The organism is Fluctibacter corallii (assembly GCF_025751585.1).
GTDB lineage: Bacteria > Pseudomonadota > Gammaproteobacteria > Enterobacterales > Alteromonadaceae > Fluctibacter_A > Fluctibacter_A corallii.
In genome coordinates, this window is sequence record NZ_JAOWKX010000002.1 from 356,690 (window position 1) to 375,270 (window position 18,581).

17 protein-coding genes and 5 tRNA genes are annotated in these 18,581 nt (G+C 43.6%); 17 read left to right on the forward strand and 5 right to left on the reverse strand.

What is annotated here, in order from left to right:
- Complete coding sequence (gene crcB / locus OE749_RS05160; RefSeq protein ID WP_263711287.1) at positions 1-384, forward strand: fluoride efflux transporter CrcB; 384 nt, start codon at positions 1-3, stop codon at positions 382-384.
- Between the two features lie 11 nt (positions 385-395).
- Entirely contained in the window at positions 396-1,691 is a 1,296-nt protein-coding gene (gene serS, locus OE749_RS05165) for a serine--tRNA ligase (RefSeq protein WP_263711288.1), read from the forward strand.
- Between the two features lie 172 nt (positions 1,692-1,863).
- Here serS and OE749_RS05170 read toward each other — a convergent pair whose 3' ends face one another.
- The 5 genes from OE749_RS05170 to OE749_RS05190 form a co-directional block, all read right to left on the reverse strand.
- Positions 1,864-2,202 (reverse strand): TusE/DsrC/DsvC family sulfur relay protein, encoded by a 339-nt coding sequence (locus OE749_RS05170; RefSeq protein ID WP_263711507.1) that lies wholly within the window; start codon positions 2,200-2,202, stop codon positions 1,864-1,866.
- An 8-nt stretch (positions 2,203-2,210) separates the two neighbouring features.
- On the reverse strand, positions 2,211-2,498 hold the full coding sequence (gene tusB / locus OE749_RS05175) for a sulfurtransferase complex subunit TusB (protein ID WP_263711289.1): 288 nt from the start codon (positions 2,496-2,498) through the stop codon (positions 2,211-2,213).
- Between the two features lies 1 nt (position 2,499).
- A complete protein-coding gene (tusC, locus tag OE749_RS05180) occupies positions 2,500-2,856 on the reverse strand; it encodes a sulfurtransferase complex subunit TusC (protein ID WP_263711290.1) in 357 nt (118 codons plus the stop codon).
- The gene (tusD, locus tag OE749_RS05185) at positions 2,853-3,242 is read right to left on the reverse strand and encodes a sulfurtransferase complex subunit TusD (protein WP_263711291.1); all 390 of its coding nucleotides are present in this window, start codon (positions 3,240-3,242) and stop codon (positions 2,853-2,855) included. Before tusD ends, tusC begins: the two co-directional genes overlap by 4 nt.
- 66 nt (positions 3,243-3,308) lie before the next feature.
- Entirely contained in the window at positions 3,309-3,977 is a 669-nt protein-coding gene (locus OE749_RS05190) for a Bax inhibitor-1/YccA family protein (protein ID WP_263711292.1), read from the reverse strand.
- Positions 3,978-4,204: 227 nt separating this feature from the next.
- On the opposite strand from OE749_RS05190, the gene OE749_RS05195 reads away from it, so the two are divergent.
- The 15 genes from OE749_RS05195 to OE749_RS05265 all read left to right on the forward strand — a co-directional run bounded on the left by OE749_RS05195 (position 4,205) and on the right by OE749_RS05265 (position 18,508).
- A tRNA-Ser gene (locus tag OE749_RS05195) sits at positions 4,205-4,296 on the forward strand.
- Positions 4,297-4,366: 70 nt separating this feature from the next.
- Positions 4,367-4,458, forward strand: a tRNA-Ser gene (locus tag OE749_RS05200).
- Positions 4,459-4,747: 289 nt separating this feature from the next.
- A complete protein-coding gene (locus OE749_RS05205; protein WP_318527866.1) occupies positions 4,748-7,348 on the forward strand; it encodes a TonB-dependent receptor in 2,601 nt (866 codons plus the stop codon).
- 103 nt (positions 7,349-7,451) lie between these two features.
- The gene (locus OE749_RS05210; protein ID WP_263711293.1) at positions 7,452-8,516 is read left to right on the forward strand and encodes a helix-turn-helix domain-containing protein; all 1,065 of its coding nucleotides are present in this window, start codon (positions 7,452-7,454) and stop codon (positions 8,514-8,516) included.
- Between the two features lie 107 nt (positions 8,517-8,623).
- On the forward strand, positions 8,624-9,313 hold the full coding sequence (locus OE749_RS05215; protein ID WP_263711294.1) for a c-type cytochrome: 690 nt from the start codon (positions 8,624-8,626) through the stop codon (positions 9,311-9,313).
- On the forward strand, positions 9,306-10,535 hold the full coding sequence (locus OE749_RS05220; protein ID WP_263711295.1) for a cytochrome-c peroxidase: 1,230 nt from the start codon (positions 9,306-9,308) through the stop codon (positions 10,533-10,535). The genes OE749_RS05215 and OE749_RS05220 overlap by 8 nt, the downstream gene beginning before the upstream one ends.
- Positions 10,536-10,553: 18 nt before the next feature.
- Positions 10,554-12,074: a parallel beta-helix domain-containing protein gene (locus OE749_RS05225; RefSeq protein WP_263711296.1), complete on the forward strand. Its 1,521-nt coding sequence runs from the start codon at positions 10,554-10,556 to the stop codon at positions 12,072-12,074.
- A 76-nt stretch (positions 12,075-12,150) separates the two neighbouring features.
- The gene (locus OE749_RS05230; protein ID WP_263711297.1) at positions 12,151-12,366 is read left to right on the forward strand and encodes a hypothetical protein; all 216 of its coding nucleotides are present in this window, start codon (positions 12,151-12,153) and stop codon (positions 12,364-12,366) included.
- Positions 12,367-12,469: 103 nt separating this feature from the next.
- Positions 12,470-13,114, forward strand: a complete 645-nt coding sequence (uvrY, locus tag OE749_RS05235; RefSeq protein ID WP_263711298.1) for a UvrY/SirA/GacA family response regulator transcription factor — start codon at positions 12,470-12,472, stop codon at positions 13,112-13,114.
- 6 nt (positions 13,115-13,120) lie between these two features.
- Complete coding sequence (gene uvrC, locus OE749_RS05240; RefSeq protein WP_263711299.1) at positions 13,121-14,947, forward strand: excinuclease ABC subunit UvrC; 1,827 nt, start codon at positions 13,121-13,123, stop codon at positions 14,945-14,947.
- 45 nt (positions 14,948-14,992) lie between these two features.
- Positions 14,993-15,574: a CDP-diacylglycerol--glycerol-3-phosphate 3-phosphatidyltransferase gene (pgsA, locus tag OE749_RS05245; RefSeq protein ID WP_263711300.1), complete on the forward strand. Its 582-nt coding sequence runs from the start codon at positions 14,993-14,995 to the stop codon at positions 15,572-15,574.
- Between the two features lie 417 nt (positions 15,575-15,991).
- Positions 15,992-16,067 (forward strand) — tRNA-Gly (locus OE749_RS05250).
- 4 nt (positions 16,068-16,071) lie between these two features.
- Positions 16,072-16,145 (forward strand) — tRNA-Cys (locus OE749_RS05255).
- Positions 16,146-16,172: 27 nt separating this feature from the next.
- Positions 16,173-16,259: transfer RNA gene (locus OE749_RS05260), tRNA-Leu, on the forward strand.
- Between the two features lie 131 nt (positions 16,260-16,390).
- The gene (locus OE749_RS05265; RefSeq protein ID WP_263711301.1) at positions 16,391-18,508 is read left to right on the forward strand and encodes a KAP family P-loop NTPase fold protein; all 2,118 of its coding nucleotides are present in this window, start codon (positions 16,391-16,393) and stop codon (positions 18,506-18,508) included.
- Positions 18,509-18,581 lie beyond the last annotated feature (73 nt).

Consider the following 18,581-nt stretch of genomic DNA (forward strand, 5'->3'; position numbering starts at 1 on the left):
GTGCAGCACACATTGGCGATTTACGGATTTATTGCGATTGGTGGTGCAGCAGGTGCATGTCTTCGCTTTTTTCTTTCACAATTAATGCTTCAGTGGTTTGGGAAAGGCTTCCCTTTTGGTACACTTCTGGTTAATGTTATCGGTTCGTTTTGTCTTGGTTTCGTGTACGCACTTATCGAGCAAGGACAAATAGAAATCGTACTATGGCGAACTACTATCGGTATCGGATTTTTAGGTGCGCTTACGACGTTTTCAACATTTTCGGTTGATACTCTTCTTTTGCTACAACACGGTTATTGGCTTAAAGGGGTATTAAATATTTTACTCAATCTTTTCTGCTGCTTATTGGCAGCATGGCTTGGAACGCAAATCGTAAAAGGTTAAAAAACAAAAACATGTTAGATCCAAATAAATTACGTAATGATATAGAAAATACCGCGGCTAAATTGAAAGCGCGCGGCTTCGAATTAGATGTAGACGCTTTTCTTCAAATGGAAGAAAAACGTAAATCATTACAAGTTCGTACGCAGGAATTGCAAAACGAACGCAACGTGCGATCCAAGTCCATCGGCAAAGCAAAAGCAGCAGGTGAAGATATTCAGCCGCTGCTAGAAGAAGTGGGTAAGTTAGGCAGCGAGCTTGACGAAGCAAAAGAGCAATTAGCCACCTTATTAACGGAAATCAATGTATTTTCTCAGAATCTTCCTAATTTGCCGGATGACTCAGTTCCTGCTGGTAAAGACGAAGACGACAATGTAGAGATTAGTCGTTGGGGTGAGCCAAAACAATTTTCGTTTGAAGTAAAAGATCATGTTGATATTGCCGCTGGGCTAAACAACGGATTGGATTTCGAAACGGCGGTTAAACTAACAGGCTCTCGTTTTGTTGTGATGCGTGGTGATATTGCGCGTTTGAATCGTGCCATTGCACAATTCATGCTCGACTTACACACGCAGGAACATGGCTATCAAGAGATGTATGTGCCGTACTTGGTTAATTCTGACAGCCTCTACGGTACCGGGCAGCTACCTAAGTTTGGTGAAGACCTGTTCAATACAAAACCTGCGACTGAAGAAGGGCAAGGGCTATCTTTGATCCCAACTGCAGAAGTACCATTAACGAATATCGCACGTGATGAAATTCTGAATCACAAAGATTTGCCGATTAAAATGACGGCTCACACGCCATGCTTTAGAAGTGAAGCAGGGTCTTATGGCCGTGATACTCGTGGCCTTATTCGTCAGCACCAGTTCGATAAAATAGAATTAGTACAGTTGGTGAAGCCGGAAGACTCTTTCGATGCCCTTGAAGCCTTAACCGGCCATGCTGAAAAAGTGCTACAGCGGTTAGAGTTGCCTTACAGAAAAGTACTACTGTGCACGGGTGACATGGGTTTTGGCGCCTGCAAAACTTACGATTTAGAAGTGTGGTTGCCTGCGCAAGATACGTACCGTGAAATCTCTTCTTGTTCAAATATGTTGGATTTTCAGGCTAGAAGAATGCAAGCCCGTTACCGTAATCCTGAAACCAACAAGCCAGAGCTCATCCATACATTAAATGGCTCGGGTTTGGCGGTTGGCCGAACGTTGGTTGCGATTTTGGAAAATTATCAGCAAGAAGATGGTTCAGTTGTGATCCCTGAAGCGCTGCGTGGTTACATGAATGGTCAAGAAGTGATTAAGCCTGCTTAATTACTAAATCTAGATGTGTTAACCACTGCACATAAATAAAAACAAAAAATCTCGGCCTTTGAGCCGAGATTTTTTTTATATTTTGGAAGAAACGTTTAGTGTGACTATCACTCAACATAGCGACTGAATAGGCTAGATAGCGAGCAGACAGTCAATATTTAGATTATAGACATCATAGGCACTTAGCGGGTTTGGGCAGGCCGGCGACTTTAGTTGCCTGCTTGGCTGGTCCTTTGGGAAAAAGGCGATGCAAGTATCGGCTATTGCCTTTTTCTGGCCCGAACTTCTTTTCCATCGCTTTCACCAGCGCGCGTATGGCTGGGCTGGTATTGAATTCCAGATAAAAAGCACGCACAAAGTTGACAACTTCCCAACGGCTTTCGTCTAATTCTATCGATTCACGTTTTGCGATTTCTTCTGCCAATTCAGGAGACCAATCATCTACATTAAGTAAATAGCCCGCTTTGTCTGTAGGAATGCTTTTACCATCAAATTCGATACTATGTGTCATTGTATTACTTACCATGATACTACTTGGGTGTACTGTAGGCTGAGCTCAACCATGTCAGCGTAACTAATTTGTGTTACCTGTTCGGGGAGCTGTGTCAGGCCCCGTGCCATAAGATCTTCTTTCAACGCATAAATGCGCGCAACTGTGCCAACAAATTCGTTAAAATTGGGGAAAGCTGCGATGTACACGGCATCCTCAGTGAGCAGCAGTGCATCTTCCTCTTGAATGCGTGTTTGCAAAGAAAAACTTGAAGAAGGTGAGTCTGGTGCGGTGTGAAGCTTATGGAGTACGGCCATACTAAAATCTCAAAATCGTGTCTGCTTGTTGGATATGAACGTTCATATCCGCTTCATTTAGAAGTGTAACATCAATACATAAATCTTCTTGTTTTAGTCCACGAATTTGTAAACTCGTATTACAAACAAAAATTTCTTCAATGTCATAGAATTCAAGCGCTGCAAATGTTTTACTAATATTTCTTGCCTCAATTGCATCAGTGCGTTGGGCGTTAAGTAGCTGATACACACCGTTATCCATAAAGTACAGGCGCACATTTTGACCAAAACTTCCCGCAGCTAGGGCAAGATCAAGAGATTCAATGGCTACGCCAGACCCGTGGGGCGCGATTGTATTTAAAATTGCCAGTGTTTTCAAAATTGAATGGTCCTGTCTGCATCATTGATAATAGATACTAGTTCTCCAAGGCCAACAGACTCAAATGGAGCATCAAAGTTGAAGTGTTGTAAATCTAAATCTTCAGCATCTTGCTCAGACACAATGCCTCTGCGGTTGGCAGCAGTGACACACACCATCAATGGGGTTTGGGTAGATGCTTTAAATGCTTTCCATGCGTGATGCATGTTTAATTCATCGCTGTGACCTGCGATAAACCCGTTTGCGTTAGCGCTACCTGCTTGATAGAAGAATACGCCTTTTATGTCGTGCCCAGCGGCTAAAGCAGCCTGTGAGAACCTGAGGGCAGTATACGCCCCCTGACTATCAAACGGTGCACGTGTGACAACTATTGCAAAAGAAGCCAATCTGCTCTCCAAATAAAACACCCCGGCAAGCCGGGGTGTAATGAATCTATTTATGTCAGTGAGATATTAATCGTCACCGCCGAATGCGCCTAGCAAGTGAAGAATAGACGTGAACAAGTTATAAATGTTCAGGTACATCGACACTGTTGCACGAATGTAGTTAGTTTCACCACCGTGAATAATACGGCTTGTATCATACAGGATGAGGCCTGACATGATAAATACGATTGCTGAACTAATTGCAAGGCTGACCGCAGGCACCTGGAAGAACAGGTTCGCAAGAGCGGCAACTAATACCACAATCAAACCCACCATCAGGAAGCCACCCATGAAAGAAAAATCTTTCTTGGTTGTTAGTACGTAGCCAGACAGTGCAAAGAACACAAGTGCAGTAGCACCTAGTGCTTGCATGATCAGTTCTGGACCATTCGCTAATCCTGCATAAAAGCTCAGTGTATAGCCTAACGAGCCGCCTAATAGGCCAGTGAAAGCGAATACCCAGAAAATACCAGATGCTTTCTCAGCTTGACTGTTTACTACGAACAGCAATACAAATGCGCCGATGCTCATTCCCAGTGCTGCCATAGGGCCAATACCGATAGATGCAGTAATGCCTGCACAGACCGCACTGAACGCCAATGTCATTGCTAACAACATATAGGTGTTGCGCAAGACTTTGTTCGTTTCAAGTACCGACGGACTTGATGCCGAACTGTACATACTTCTTTGTTCCATTTGTTCCTCCAAAGAACGTTTAGGTAATTGTAATAAAGCCTTTTATAGATAGTGTATTTGTATGGTGTTTAGTTCAATTTTTCAAGCAATATAGATAGAAGAATTCGTAAGAATGTATAATTTGATCGAAATAAGTACAATTTGCTTATGGAGTAAGCAAACAGTTCTTTTTTATTATTTATTGCTTTACAAGCCGAAAAATATCATTAAGATGCGCATCAGATTTCGGAGAGATGGCAGAGCTCGGTTGAATGCACCTGACTTGAAATCAGGCGAAGGGTCAAACCTTCCGGGGGTTCGAATCCCTCTCTCTCCGCCACATTCTATGTGAGTCTGAAATCATCAGGCTTATTTTATATCGCGTAATGCGATACGACAATTCGGTTTTAGGAGAGATGGCAGAGCTCGGTTGAATGCACCTGACTTGAAATCAGGCGAAGGGTCAAACCTTCCGGGGGTTCGAATCCCTCTCTCTCCGCCATATACAAGAACCCATGCAATTGCATGGGTTTTTTGTTTCTGCCACAGAAGATGTTAGTTTTCACATCATGGCGTCTTCATATTCATTTTTACCTCATCTTTCACGCAAGGGTGTCGTGTGCTTTTCGATTTTAAGGCATAGCAATGCGTAAAAAATAACACCATATTAACAATTGATTAGGGTTTTTCATGAATACGTCAGTGTTTTTCAAAAATCCGTAAGTGAATAATGCAAAAGGATTTTATAGTGATTTCATTATAATAAGGTTACTTTCGGGTAGGGATCGCTTATGAATGGCTCAACGTCTTACACTTTGTCAGGTTTGCTGCTTTTATCTATTTTATCTCCGCATATTGGGGTTGCCCAAACGTCCGAATCAATCGCCAGCGAGTCACCTCATGAAGGGCTTGAAATTATTGAAGTCACAGCACAAAAACGCGTGCAAAGTGTGATGACCGTTCCCATCACGGTGGGAACAGTAACAGCCGATACCTTAGAGGCAAGCTCATCTATATTGTTGAGTGATATTGAGAAGTTTATTCCTGGCTTTGAATTTGACGACAGTAATATGACCCAAGCGGGCATTACTATGCGAGGTATCTCTAGCCCGAATATCAGTGTGGGCGGTGATCCATCTTCCGCACTTTTTTATGATGATATATATATGCCTAGAGCAGCGCAAAATGTGCTGTTTTCAGATATTGAGCGCATCGAAGTCCTCAAAGGCCCACAAGGCACGTTATTTGGCAGAAATGCCGCATTGGGTGTAGTGCACATTATCCCTAAAGCGCCGGTGTCTGACACAGAAGGCTTTTTAAAAGTGACGCTAGGAACCGACTATTTATTTCGATTAGAAGGCATGGCGAATGTTGCGCTATCTGAGCACGTGAATATGCGTGTTAATGCACTGTCTAATCAACAAGATGGCATCGTAAAGAATAATGCCAGACCAACATGGAACGACGGCGCCAAAGTTTGGGATCTCGGTGCACGTGATCATCAGGCGTTGCGTGTTGCATTTGCTGGTGAAGTGAATAGTGATACTCAGTGGCAATTGTCGGTAGATATCGAGGACTTGGAGCAAGCCCCACCCATGGCCGTGGGTACCAGTGAGTTTGCGTATAATGGCGGGATAGACCCTTTTGCTGACTATGCTGAAAATGATGTGAGAGAGGGCGTAGAATCTCGTGAAATGGTAGGCGTAATAGCTAAGTTAACACATGACTTCAGTGAGGTGTGGGCGGCAAAGTGGGTAGTAGGTTACCGTGAGTGGGAAACGGTCAACCGAGAAGATGAGGACGGCACAGCTAATCTCTCTCGATATTTCGATACGTCGAATAACGAAGACTCAGATATCACCTATACAGAGTTACAATTTAACTATACGGGCGAGCGATTGAATCTAGTATTTGGCGGTTCGTATACGTCCGAAAATGTCTCGCAGCAAACTGAATTGAACATGACCACCGACACAGTGGCCAGATTGGTTACCCAAAATCTTAATGGACAAATTCAAGCCAATATCGCTGACGAACTGGCTGCGCAACTAGGAGGGCGTTCAGATGCTGCTGCGGCAGCCGTTTTTGGAGATGGGGTGACATTTGATCAAGCGGTTGCGATGCAGTTTAGTCAGATGGGCTTGCCGCTAGACCACATTTGGCAACCTGAGCAATGGGCGGGTGCACTAACGGCTTTGGGCTTCGCCAACGACATTATGGCAGGGATTGGATTTCCCGGATTGCCGTTAACAGCCGATGTTGTTACGGCAACAGGTGATATTACCTATGATATTGTGGCTCAAGCCCTTCAAGAACCCGCCATATTTGGTCCGAGTTATTCAGGGCAATTTTGGCAGGAGAATGTGTTTAATACGGGAGATTTTACCAATTGGGGTGTGTATGTGGATGCCGAGTGGCAACTTACTGATAAATGGACAGTGATCACTGGGCTTCGATATTCAAAAGATGACAAGTCTTTCACGTGGAGGATCCCCCCCACGACATTTCGCGCGCAGCGAGAGGGTGTAACCAATTTACTGTTCCCTGAAGTACAAACGCAAGCACAGAATACGTGGAGCAAAACCACAGGCAGATTGGTGAGCCGTTATCAGTTTTCGGCTGATCACATGGTATTTGCGTCATATTCAACTGGGTACAAAGCGGGAGGCTTTGATTCGTTGGTGCCTGTTACCGATAGCTCATCGTTGGGCGCGTTTGAGCCTGAAGATGCGAAAAATATCGAGCTAGGATACAAAGGTGTATTTAATCGCACATTAATTGCCAATATGAGCCTATACAGAACGGAACTCGACAATTTTCAGATCTCGATTGAATCAAAAGGCCCTCAAAACGCGCAGGCGATTCCAACCATTATTAATGAAAATCGCGAAATTAAGGGGGTAGAGCTCGATTTACGTTGGCAAATTAATGACAGCCTTGTGGCGGGTATTGTCACAGAAATTCGAGAAACAGAGATTGAAACACCCAATTTTTATAATGCGCTAGGCGAGCTTATTCCTGCGCGTACCCGTGATTTTGATGCAGCTACCAATTACACCTTCACATTGGATTGGATGCCCGATACCCGTCTAGGGTTGATGACGGTGCACCTAGACTACGAATTTGTTGAGAATATTCAGGATCAAGCTCCTGATATTGAAGCGTTTAAGTTAGCGGTTCCTGCCTACTTTGATGATCGTCAGTTATTAAACGGGCGGATTGCGTTGTCTGATGACACAGAAACGTGGCATATCGCACTTTGGATAAAAAATGCGTTAGATGAGCGCTATGTTGAATCTTTGGGTGGACGTACAGCGCAGACGTTAGGAACGCCCTTTGCAAAAATCAACCGAGGACGCGAACTGGGTGTCGACGTGAAATATACGTTTTAGTATTTCATCGATGAAAGGATTGACTGGTCATACAAACTTTGCCTTATGAATTGAATTACGGCAGGATAGATATTCAGGTTAAGGATCAACAGGTTGTGGAATTATGTCGTCATCTGCTGCGCTTTTTCTTCATTTGGCGCTATCACAATTGGTATTTTGTTTTCTGGCATTGATCCCGCTTTGGCGGGACAACCCGACCTCAAGATTGTTTTCTTTGTTGATACTATGTGGCATTGGCTATCATCTTAGTTCTGTTTTTGGCCCCTTTACTAGCATGTCGTTTATTTGGTGGGTCGACTATTTAGCAGGTAACCTGTTGCCCGGCGTATTTTGGTTAACGTCGTTGAGTATTTTTGCCGACCAACAAAAAATAAAACCTTGGCAGTATGCATTGGCGACACTGCCGCTAGCGATTCCAACTGTATCGACACTGCTACAAGTCATATTTCAATTTGATATTCGTCAGTTTCCTGCGTTTTACGGATTGGTTACCTATGGTGCGATGACCATTGAGCTTGCCATCATTGGACATGCATGGTTTGCTGCCATGCGCCACTTTAAATCGGATTTAGTCGAAGAGAGGCGCGTTATTCGCGGCATTATTATTGCTCTCACTGGCATGTATTTATTGTTGGTGATTGTGCTAGAGCAGCTTTTTCAAGTGACGGCTTTATGGCTAAGTACGGTTGAATATGCGGCGTTAGCGTTGTTAATGTTTACGATTAATCTGGTGTTATTTTCTGTGCGGCGCGATACCTTATTTGAAAAGCACCTCATTACCATTGACACTACAGAGCCTGAACAAGCCTATTCGCCAGAGGTTCAGCGAATTATTGATGCGATGGAGGTAGAAAAACTGTATCAACAGGAAGGAATGACTATCTCTGCGTTGTCTTCTCACTTGGGAATTCACGAGTATCGATTGCGTCAGCTAATAAATGGCGAACTAAATTATCGAAACTTCAATGACTTCTTAAACTTCTTTCGCATTCGAGATGTGGCTGACAACTTGAGCGATCACGAACGCGCCAGAATTCCGGTTTTGACATTGGCACTGGAAAGTGGCTTCAGAAGTCTAAGTTCGTTCAATAAGGCATTTAAAAATAAACACGGCGTTACACCTACCGAATTCCGCGCTACTGCCTTGTCGCAATCTAAAAAACTCTGACGTTTTCATTATTCGTCAGGGTTTTTCATTTTTTAATAAGCGTTTTTTGCAGCACTTTCATAGGCTTCATTCTAAAAGGCAATGGTTTGCTTTAGGGAAAAACGCGCATGATAAAAAACACAATAATAAACGCGGCTCACTCTGCTGCGAAACATATTTTGTTACTGGTTGCGTTGAACGTGACGACGTATACATTTGCCAATGAATCTGACACACCACCAACCCCGTATGCCTTGTGTGTGAGTTGCCACGGTCAAGAGGCCACTGGCAATGTTCAGCTAGGTGCGCCAGCAATAGCAGGGCAACATGCGTGGTATACGCAGCGCCAACTTCATAAATACAAACAACAAATTCCCAAGCCTGACGCATATTCAAGCCAAATGTTTGGTATTGCTGCTGGATTGAGCGATAGCGACATAGATGCCTTATCAACATATTTGGCGAGTTTGTCGCCACATGCCCAAACACATGAGCAAGATACTGTGGCACAGGCGCATTCACCCGAAATACACAAACGAGGTGAGAGTTATTATCACGGAAAATGTGGGGCGTGCCACGGTGGCAATGCCCAGGGGAACGCGGGCCTAAAGGCGCCCAATTTGCATATTTTATCATCGCAATATATTCGTCGCCAAATGCAGAATTTCAAAGACGGACGAAGAGGTCACGCTGAAGATGATCGTAGCGCACGCCAAATGGCGATGATGGCGTCGCGTGTTTCTAATGAAGAACTTGATGCCATCTTAGTGTATATCGCCACGCAGAAACCTGCTAACGAGGTGGCGCGTCATGATTAACAAGCGCCTAAACGTGTTGTTTATTGTCAGCTTTAATCTGGTGTGTTTGGCAACCAGTCTCACTACATTGGCGTCAACCGAGGCACTGGACACATTCTTTCTAAGTAAGCAATGCCCGCCCAGTTTTGAAAAGCGTGAAGGTCACTGCTATCTCGTGTCTATGTATCAATGGTATGACTCAGTGCAGTCGCGAGGCGTAGGCGGCACACAAACGTCTCTTCCGCAACACTATGGCGGTTATACACCCGAGCAGATCAGCTTGGGACGATACTTGTTTTTTGATCCAATTTTATCGGGCGACAATCAGTTGTCTTGTGCCAGTTGTCATCAGCCAGACAAAGGGTTTAGCGATGGGCGAGATGTCAGTATCGGAATTCATGGGCAACGTACGTCTCGCTCTGCGCCATCATTGTGGAATGTAGGGTTTCTCGACAAATTGTTTTGGGACGGTCGTGCGTCTGATTTGCAAACTCAAGCTGCGGGCCCGTTGTTTGCCGACAATGAAATGGGGGCGGAACCGACCCAATTGTTAACAAAGCTAACCCAAAACAGTACATATATGCGTTTATTCAATACCGCATTTCCGTCAAACAAAGAGAAGCATTCCATTGAACTACAACAAATATTTACTGCGCTGGCGGCATTTCAGAGCAGCTTAATCAGCTTAAATAGCCGTTATGATCACTACGCACATGGTTATCACGACGCGTTGAGTGAGGACGAAGTTCAAGGCTTGAACGTATTTCGGTCTTTTGTGGCTCGCTGTGCGGAATGCCATCAGCCCCCTTTGTTCACTAATAATCAAATCGCGGTTATTGGCGTGCCAGAAAAAGCCGGTCATGCCTTCGATCCTGGCGCAGAGCGTGTATATAAAAGTAAAAAATTGCGTGGAGGCTTTAAAGTGCCGACTCTTCGAAATATCACACAAACCGCACCATACATGCATGCAGGTAATATAGAAGGGTTAGAGGATGCCGTTGCCTTTTATAACAAAGGTAGAGGGCATGCAGTGCCAGATAATGAATCATTGCAGCTTCATTGGCACATTTGGGAGCCAAATTTAACTGACAGAGAAATTGAACTGATCACGGCCTTTCTGGGGGCACTGAAAGATGAGTCGTTAACCCCTTCAATTCCCACAAAGGTGCCATCGGGCCTGTCGGTAACCGCGGCTATGCAGCCAATAGAGTCAACGGTCGTGCACGCTGACACACAGAATTAACACAAACAGGAGAGTGTCATGGTTTTAAAAGTGATAACCAGTACCGTATTGGTTTTAGCTGGGGTAGGCATTGGTTATGGGATTAGCCAGTCTAATTCTTCGATGCCGTCGGTCGCACCCGTTGCTGAAAAGAGTTTCGAGGGGGGATACAAACAAGCAGACGATCTAGACGCGGTAGGCCAGCAGAATACTGCTGATGCTTACGAAGTATCTGGGGTTACACACCACATCAACCCCGGTGAAAGCATTATGGAGGTGGTGAAAGCCGCCAATCCGGGAGATACCATTGTACTTGCACCCGGTCGCTATCATGAAACCGTGTATATTGACAAAGACAGCATCACCTTACGGGGCATTATTCAGGAAGGGAAGCGTGCCATTCTAGATGGCGAAGGTACACTAAATGATGCGATTCTGTATTCAGGCAACAACATTGTTGTCGAGAACCTGCAAATTACCCGCTACAAAGGCAATGGAATCATGGGGCAGGCGGGCAATAACTTCGAAATTCGTAATAATGTTATTGTTGATACGGGGGTGTATGGCATTTTCCCTCAGCTGGGTAAAAATGGCGTGGTGGAACACAACGTTATCTCTGGTATCGAAGATGCAGCGATATATGTGGGCATGAGCGACAATATACATGTTGCGCACAACGAAGTTTTTGACTCTGTTGCTGGCATTGAAATAGAGAATAGCCGCCATGCCATTGTTGAAAACAACTATGTACACAATAACACGGGAGGATTACTGGCCTTTATCACACCGGGGTTACCGATTAAAACAACGTACGATGTGATTTTCAGAAACAATTACATTGCCAATAATAATACGCCCAATTTTGGTGCACCAGGCTCGACGGTTTCGGGTATTCCTGCGGGAACTGGAATTTTAATAATGGCAGCCGATGATGTAATCATCGAAGGCAACATAATTAAAGACAATAAAACAGCGGGTATCATTATTACCGATCATGATAATGCACCCAATACCACGATTGATCCAGACGCAGACCCCAAGTCAGACCGTATCCGCATACTGGATAATCTGATGGTCAATAACGGCTACGACACCATAGATGAAGCGAAAGCCCTGTTACTGACAGAATTCAAAACAGGGCATCCAGACATTATTCGTGTGGGAGCCAATACCGAGAGCTGTATTTTGAACAAGCAGCAATACGTGACCGCTGGCTTAAAGGATTGGGCGCAATGTGATTTCACCAATACCGATACCATTACGACTTATTTACTTGATACACCCGTCGCACCGCGAGATATACATCCGTCGGAACGGGGCAAAATAGCGTATTTGGGCATATGCACAGGCTGTCATACTTACACTGGCCGTATGATTGGCCCGCCTGTTGAAGTGATTCAAGCCTTGTATATGGATGATCCTCAATCGATGGCGGATTGGATTGCTAATCCTGTGAAGAAGCGAGACGACTATCCAGAGATGCCACCACAGAATTATTTAGACCCAGATACGCGCCTAGCCGTTGCCAAATATATGCTAAGTGTAAAAAATGAGGGATAACAACAGGTTTCTGCTGATTTAAACTGCTTTCAGGTATACACTGTCTGGCAAGATAATCGTTACGCTGTTTTACGACATGCCAGACTTGCTGTTAGAGCAAAAAGACACATCTATTCAACCCGCCGCCTGTCGATGTGGTGGGTTGCCCACTAAACCCGTAATGGTGTTTGGTTGCAAACATCGTTGGATGATTCGTTGCTCGGTAGAATTGTGTGACGCCATGATTATCGGACAGGGCTATGATGACACCGTGAATGGTTGGAACCATCTTGCCCAGCACCTATTTCGTTAGTTTGGTTCAAAAATAGCCTGTAGTGGTAACAAACACTGCAATATTGGTGACTTAATGCTATTTTTGGACTCTTGAATTAGAAGCCGTATTGGCGGAGTTATCGTTGATTAGATTGTTATTGGTCGATGACCACGAATTGGTCAGAACCGGCATCCGTCGCATTCTTGAAGATGTAAAAGATTTTGAAGTTATTGGCGAAGCAGCCTCAGGTGAAGTGGCAGTGAAACTGTGTCGTCAGCAACAACCCGATCTTGTGTTGATGGATATGAACATGCCCGGCATGGGTGGGCTTGAAGCCACTAAGCAGATCCTGCGTTTTGCAGTTGATACTCGGGTGATTGTTTTGTCGGTACACAAAGACAACCCGATTCCTGCAAAAGTGTTGCAACTGGGGGCGTTTGGGTATTTGACCAAAGACGCCGAGCCGACAGAGATGATTAGCGCCATTCGAAAAGTGGCGAGCGGTCAAAAGTATATTGCACCTGATATTGCGCAGCAGATAGCCATTGGAAAAATGGGGCTGGGAGACGAGAACCCGTTCGACCAGCTGTCTGAGCGTGAATTAGAAATAGCGATTATGCTAACTAAAGGCGCAAAAGTTCCCGATATTGCCTCGCATTTGAATATCAGCGCCAAAACGGTAAATACCTATCGCTATCGAATGTTTGAAAAGCTCACCGTCACATCAGACGTCGAGTTGACGCATTTGGCGTTAAGGCACAAATTGATTCATTCCGATCAGTTCTAATTAGCAATGCGTGATACGACCGAATTTAACGCTTCGGCGTTTTTAAAAACTCTGACGTCTCAACCTGGTGTGTACCGAATGTACAATGCCAACGAAGACGTCATTTATGTAGGTAAAGCCAAGAACCTCAAAAAGCGTGTATCAAGTTATTTTCGTAAAAATGTAGATTCAATCAAAACCCGCTCACTGGTTAACAATATTGCACATATGGATGTGACGATTGTGAACAGTGAAACGGAAGCCTTTATTCTTGAAAATAACTACATTAAAAAATATCGTCCTAAATACAATGTGTTGCTAAGGGACGATAAATCCTATCCTTTTATTTTCTTGTCTGATCACCGTCATCCACGTTTAGGCATTCATCGTGGTAGCAAAAAAGATAAGGGCGAGTATTTTGGGCCGTATCCCAGTGCGTGGGCAGTGCGAGAAAGTTTGCGAACCATGCAAAAACTTTTCCCTATTCGCCAGTGTGAAGACAGCTACTATCGCGCACGCAGTCGCCCATGTTTGCAGTATCAGTTAAAGCGTTGCGCTGCACCTTGCGTAGAAGGCTACGTGAGTGATGAGGAATACAAACAACAAATCGCATTAGCGAGATTGTTTTTAAAAGGCAAAAACAAGCAGGTTATTGACTCGCTGGTGGAGAAAATGGAACAGGCGAGTAGGGATCTTCGTTTCGAGGCGGCAGCGAAATATCGCGATCAAATCAATGCGTTGTCTAAAGTGCAAGAGCAGCAGTGGGTAAGCGGGAATCAAAAAGAAATGGATGTGTTTGGCTTTGCGTACCGAAATGGTGTGGCCAGCATTCAAGGCTTTTTTATTCGAGACACGAAATTACTTGGTAGCAAAAGCTTTTTCCCTAAAGTACCTGCCGAATCTAGCCCTGAAGAGGTGTTTCAGTCGTTCATACTGCAATTTTATTTAGCGGGTAACAAAACCGTACCCAAAGAAATTGTTATGCCGATGGTGTTAGAGGATCAAGACGCAATTGAGACGCTATTATCTCAAGAAGCGGGCTATAAGATTCGCTTTCTCCGCGGCGCACGAGATGAACGTAAACGCTATCTCGACTTAGCCAACACTAACGCAGAATCTGCGCTAGTGACAAAGCAAAGCCACCAAAAATCGGTATTTGCCCGCTACATTGAGCTTGAAAAAATATTGGAAATTGAACAGCCGATTCAACGTATGGAGTGTTTCGATATCAGTCATACGTCGGGTCAGCAAACGGTGGCATCTTGTGTGGTATTTAACCGAGAAGGGCCGTTTAAAAGTGACTATCGCCGTTATAACATTGAGGGCATTACGCCTGGTGATGATTATGCCGCGATGGCGCAAGCGCTCGCGCGACGATATAAAAATGTATCAGATGACAGCAAAATCCCAGATATTTTGTTTATTGATGGCGGTAAAGGCCAACTTGCGCAGGCAGAGGCGTATTTTGAAGACTGGAAGCACGATAAAAAGCCGTGGTTAATCGGTGTGGCTAAAGGCACCAGCCGTAAAGCTGGGTTAGAAACCCTTATCTTGGCGGGGAATCATGATACTATCCCAATGCAATCTGACTCACCGGCGTTACATCTGATTCAGCATATTCGCGATGAAGCTCATCGGTTTGCGATTTCGGGACACCGCCAACGGCGACAAAAAGCGAAAAAAACCAGTGTACTTGAAACCGTGCCAGGTATTGGAGCCAAACGTCGTCAAAGCTTGTTGAAATACATGGGCGGCATTCAAGGTGTGATGCAGGCCAGTAAAGATGAAATTGCACGCGTTCCTGGTATCAGTGCAGAATTAGCAGAGACGATTTACGATCATCTTCATAATTAGATGCAAAGCGTAACAATACAATTATAAAAAGGCAGAATTTTATTCATGTGGACAATTCCTAATATTCTTACCATGATGCGCGTACTTCTTATTCCCGTGTTCGTGGTGGTGTATTTTCTTGATTGGAAATGGGCGCATCAAGCGGGTGCATTTATTTTCTGGTTAGCCGCAATAACAGATTGGTTCGATGGTTACTTAGCACGTAAATTACAGCAATCATCCAAATTTGGTGCATTTCTCGATCCCGTGGCCGACAAGCTGATTGTTGCCACAGCGTTAATCATGATTACGCATACATACGCATCTGCGTGGATCACCATTCCTGCCATTATCCTTATGGCGCGCGAAGTATATGTTTCTGCATTGCGTGAGTGGATGGGGCAACAGGGCAGCAGTGAGCGGGTAAAAGTGTCGTTTATTGGTAAAGCCAAAACCATGGCACAAATGCTGGCGCTGATAGGGCTGTTGTCAGAACTTGAATATTTTATGGGCGTGCCAATTTTCTGGGTAAGCCTTGGTTATATTTTATTGTATATCTCAGCGGTGCTGTCTATTTGGTCAATGGTTGAGTACACCATAGCGGCGTGGAAAGATTTAACGGCACCCAGTGAGCCGATAAATCATTAAAAATGCTGAAAAATAAGACGTATCAGTCAAATTTTCAGCAGTCAGTCATAAAAGTGTATTTTTGTTGTTGACAGTTATGACTTTGACGGTAGAATGCGTCCACACATTCACTGAGACATCAAACGAAAGCGAGATGCCACAGTGAATCAAACGCAACAGCGTTTAGCGCCACACTAATTTAATTAGTCGCGCAAATTGCGAGAATAGCTCAGTTGGTAGAGCACAATCCACGTTACGTAGTAATTGCCAAGTTCTTGGCAAGGTAACTGGAAGGTGAAATAGCAACAAATGTTAGAAACGCAACAAAGCGGGAATAGCTCAGTTGGTAGAGCACAATCCACGTTACGTAGTAATTGCCAAGTTCATGGCAAGGTAACTGGAAAGTGAAATAGCAACAGAAGTTAGAAACGCAACAAAGCGGGAATAGCTCAGTTGGTAGAGCACAACCTTGCCAAGGTTGGGGTCGCGAGTTCGAGTCTCGTTTCCCGCTCCAAATTGGCGGAATGGCAGAATGGCTATGCAGCGGATTGCAAATCCGTGGATCTCGGTTCGACTCCGGGTTCCGCCTCCACTATACACACGCAAGTGTACACCCGATGCCCGGGTGGTGAAATTGGTAGACACAAGGGATTTAAAATCCCTCGCTGGTAACAGCGTGCCGGTTCAAGTCCGGCCCCGGGCACCAACATATTTAATGATACTATTCACTATCACATTCATTTTACCTGTTGATTTGTAGACAAGCTGGCCAAGCAGTTGTTGATCGACCACTGATGTATTTGTACCATGGTTTTCGTAAGTTCAAGGAGAGCAACGATGGCAAATTATCATCACGACAGGCCGATACTAGGAACAAAAGTAGCTCCAGACCTGTTAAATAGAACTGGGTTTTCGTATCAACTCGCTAACATATTGAATCTAAAAGAAGATGATGATTGTCTAACTGTATCAATTGAGGGTAGATGGGGAAGTGGGAAAACCTCCATAATCAACCTCATAAAAAATCAATTATCCTCAATAAATGAAGAAATAATAGTTGTAGAGTACAACCCTTGGTTGGCTGGCAAGCCTGAGACTTTAATACAGGACTTTTTGCTACAATTCTCTACTCAACTAAATATCAAAAGTAATTCAGAGTTAGCACTAAAGGCAGCTAAAGAGCTAATTGCTTATTCTAGTCTGTTTAGCGTCGCTAAACTGATACCCGGCGCTGAACCTTGGGCATCTATAGTTGGAAAAGTTGTATCAAAAGTAGGGGATTCTGCAAAACAGATTGCAGAATTAAAAAAACTAGACCTTATCGGTAAAAAACAAAAAGTTAATGAAGCGATAAGTAAGATTAACTTGCCAATTGTCGTGATCATTGACGATATTGATCGTCTAACACCAAATGAAACTTTTCAAATTCTTCGTTTAGTTAAAGCTGTTGCTGACTTCAAACAAACATCTTTTTTACTATCGTACGATCCTGAATATCTAACAAGTGTTCTCAGTAAGAACGACATAGGTAACCCTTCGGAATACATCGATAAAATTGTTCAGCTTAGGGTTCAGGTGCCCATGGCTTCTGGAAGAGGTTTGGAGAAAATATTTGATTCAGAATTCGGTCGATTAGAAGTTGAAAAGAAGACAAAAGTATTTGAAGGTGACTTTGAAAGATTAGGGTGGCTTTATCAACGTGCCTTTAAACATCTAATGACAACTCCAAGAGAAATTCACCGTTTCTTTAATCATTTTGGGTTTCTATTGTCACAAGTCGAAGGTCAAGTGTGTGTTGCAGATCTTTTCGCACTGTCAGCGATTGCTATAAAGGCAAGCCCAATCTATGAACATATAAAATCCACGCCAGAGGCATATGTAGGACAAAGAATTAGCTTCGACGAAGTGAGTTTTGAGGAAAAATCCAAAGCCATTTCTGACTTTGCTGGCGATAGGGAGCAGAAATACAATGGATTGAGTGAGGTTGATAAGCGTTATCTTAAAAAACTAATTGAAGATGTTTTTCCTTTGATTTCAGAGGATTCCTTTTCAATGCATCATGTAGATAGTGAAGATGCAGCAGGGCGCATTGCAGAACCAAAGCGATTACATGTAGCACTCCACTACACTACTCCAGAAGGTCAAGTTACCGACAAACAGGTCAAGGATTTTATATACGGTGAAATAGAGAGAAGTAGCTTTTTAGAACATGTTTTAGAAACCGATGCAGACGACAGATTTTTTGAATTACTTATGAATCACGCTTCTGTTTGTCAAGATCATGCATTTGACGTCCTCAAAATTACTGGTGACATGTACCTGTCATCAGAAAAAATGAAGAAACAATTGGATGAACGGCTCGGTTTTGTAACTTTTGATCTGCTTTTTCAGTTGGAGTGGCTTTTTAAGAAGGTAATTTCTTTAAATTCAAACAAAAAGAAGCTAATTTGCAAACTGCTTTCGGAAAAGTGCCTTGCCCCAATGGGTAATTATATTCTCATTAACATTAATAAGAAATTGAAGGATAACTCTGAAGATGACTGGATTGATGGTGAAGATATAGACGAATGCTACAAGCTATACGAAAAAGTTGCGTTATCAGTATTAGAGAATAATGTTCTTGTTGGCTCTTCATTGCGTTGTCGAATATTTTATGGATTGGGTAGGGTTTCCCAAGAAACTGCTCGCCAATATCTTGCTAAGTTATTGTCAAAACCAGAAGAAATACTACTACTATTGGAGACCATCGGGTATAACGGTGCCGACTCTACAAATGGACAATATGCAAATATAAATTCAGACTATTTTCGACTTCTCATTGATATGGGACTGTTGAAAAACGAAGTTTCAAAACTAGATGCGGAAAAACAACCAATTCATATTCAGGCAATGATTAAAAGCGTTGTCAAAGGAGGGAAGTTTTACTTGAAAGACGCGTCTGAGTATACTTGCTAAAATAATAAATTTTAATAACCTTATAAAAAATAAGTTTAAATCTGTTGAGTGCGCAATAAAGTTACCTTATTAT

Coding starts and splice junctions, on each gene's coding strand:
- pgsA (WP_263711300.1), top strand. CDS start 14,993: ATGTGGACAATTCCTAATATTCTTACCATGATGCGCGTACTTCTTATT.
- OE749_RS05190 (WP_263711292.1), bottom strand. CDS start 3,977: ATGGAACAAAGAAGTATGTACAGTTCGGCATCAAGTCCGTCGGTACTT.
- OE749_RS05225 (WP_263711296.1), top strand. CDS start 10,554: ATGGTTTTAAAAGTGATAACCAGTACCGTATTGGTTTTAGCTGGGGTA.
- OE749_RS05210 (WP_263711293.1), top strand. CDS start 7,452: ATGTCGTCATCTGCTGCGCTTTTTCTTCATTTGGCGCTATCACAATTG.
- serS (WP_263711288.1), top strand. CDS start 396: ATGTTAGATCCAAATAAATTACGTAATGATATAGAAAATACCGCGGCT.
- OE749_RS05220 (WP_263711295.1), top strand. CDS start 9,306: ATGATTAACAAGCGCCTAAACGTGTTGTTTATTGTCAGCTTTAATCTG.
- OE749_RS05230 (WP_263711297.1), top strand. CDS start 12,151: ATGCCAGACTTGCTGTTAGAGCAAAAAGACACATCTATTCAACCCGCC.
- OE749_RS05265 (WP_263711301.1), top strand. CDS start 16,391: ATGGCAAATTATCATCACGACAGGCCGATACTAGGAACAAAAGTAGCT.
- OE749_RS05205 (WP_318527866.1), top strand. CDS start 4,748: ATGAATGGCTCAACGTCTTACACTTTGTCAGGTTTGCTGCTTTTATCT.
- tusB (WP_263711289.1), bottom strand. CDS start 2,498: ATGGCCGTACTCCATAAGCTTCACACCGCACCAGACTCACCTTCTTCA.
- OE749_RS05215 (WP_263711294.1), top strand. CDS start 8,624: ATGATAAAAAACACAATAATAAACGCGGCTCACTCTGCTGCGAAACAT.
- uvrC (WP_263711299.1), top strand. CDS start 13,121: ATGCGTGATACGACCGAATTTAACGCTTCGGCGTTTTTAAAAACTCTG.
- OE749_RS05170 (WP_263711507.1), bottom strand. CDS start 2,202: ATGACACATAGTATCGAATTTGATGGTAAAAGCATTCCTACAGACAAA.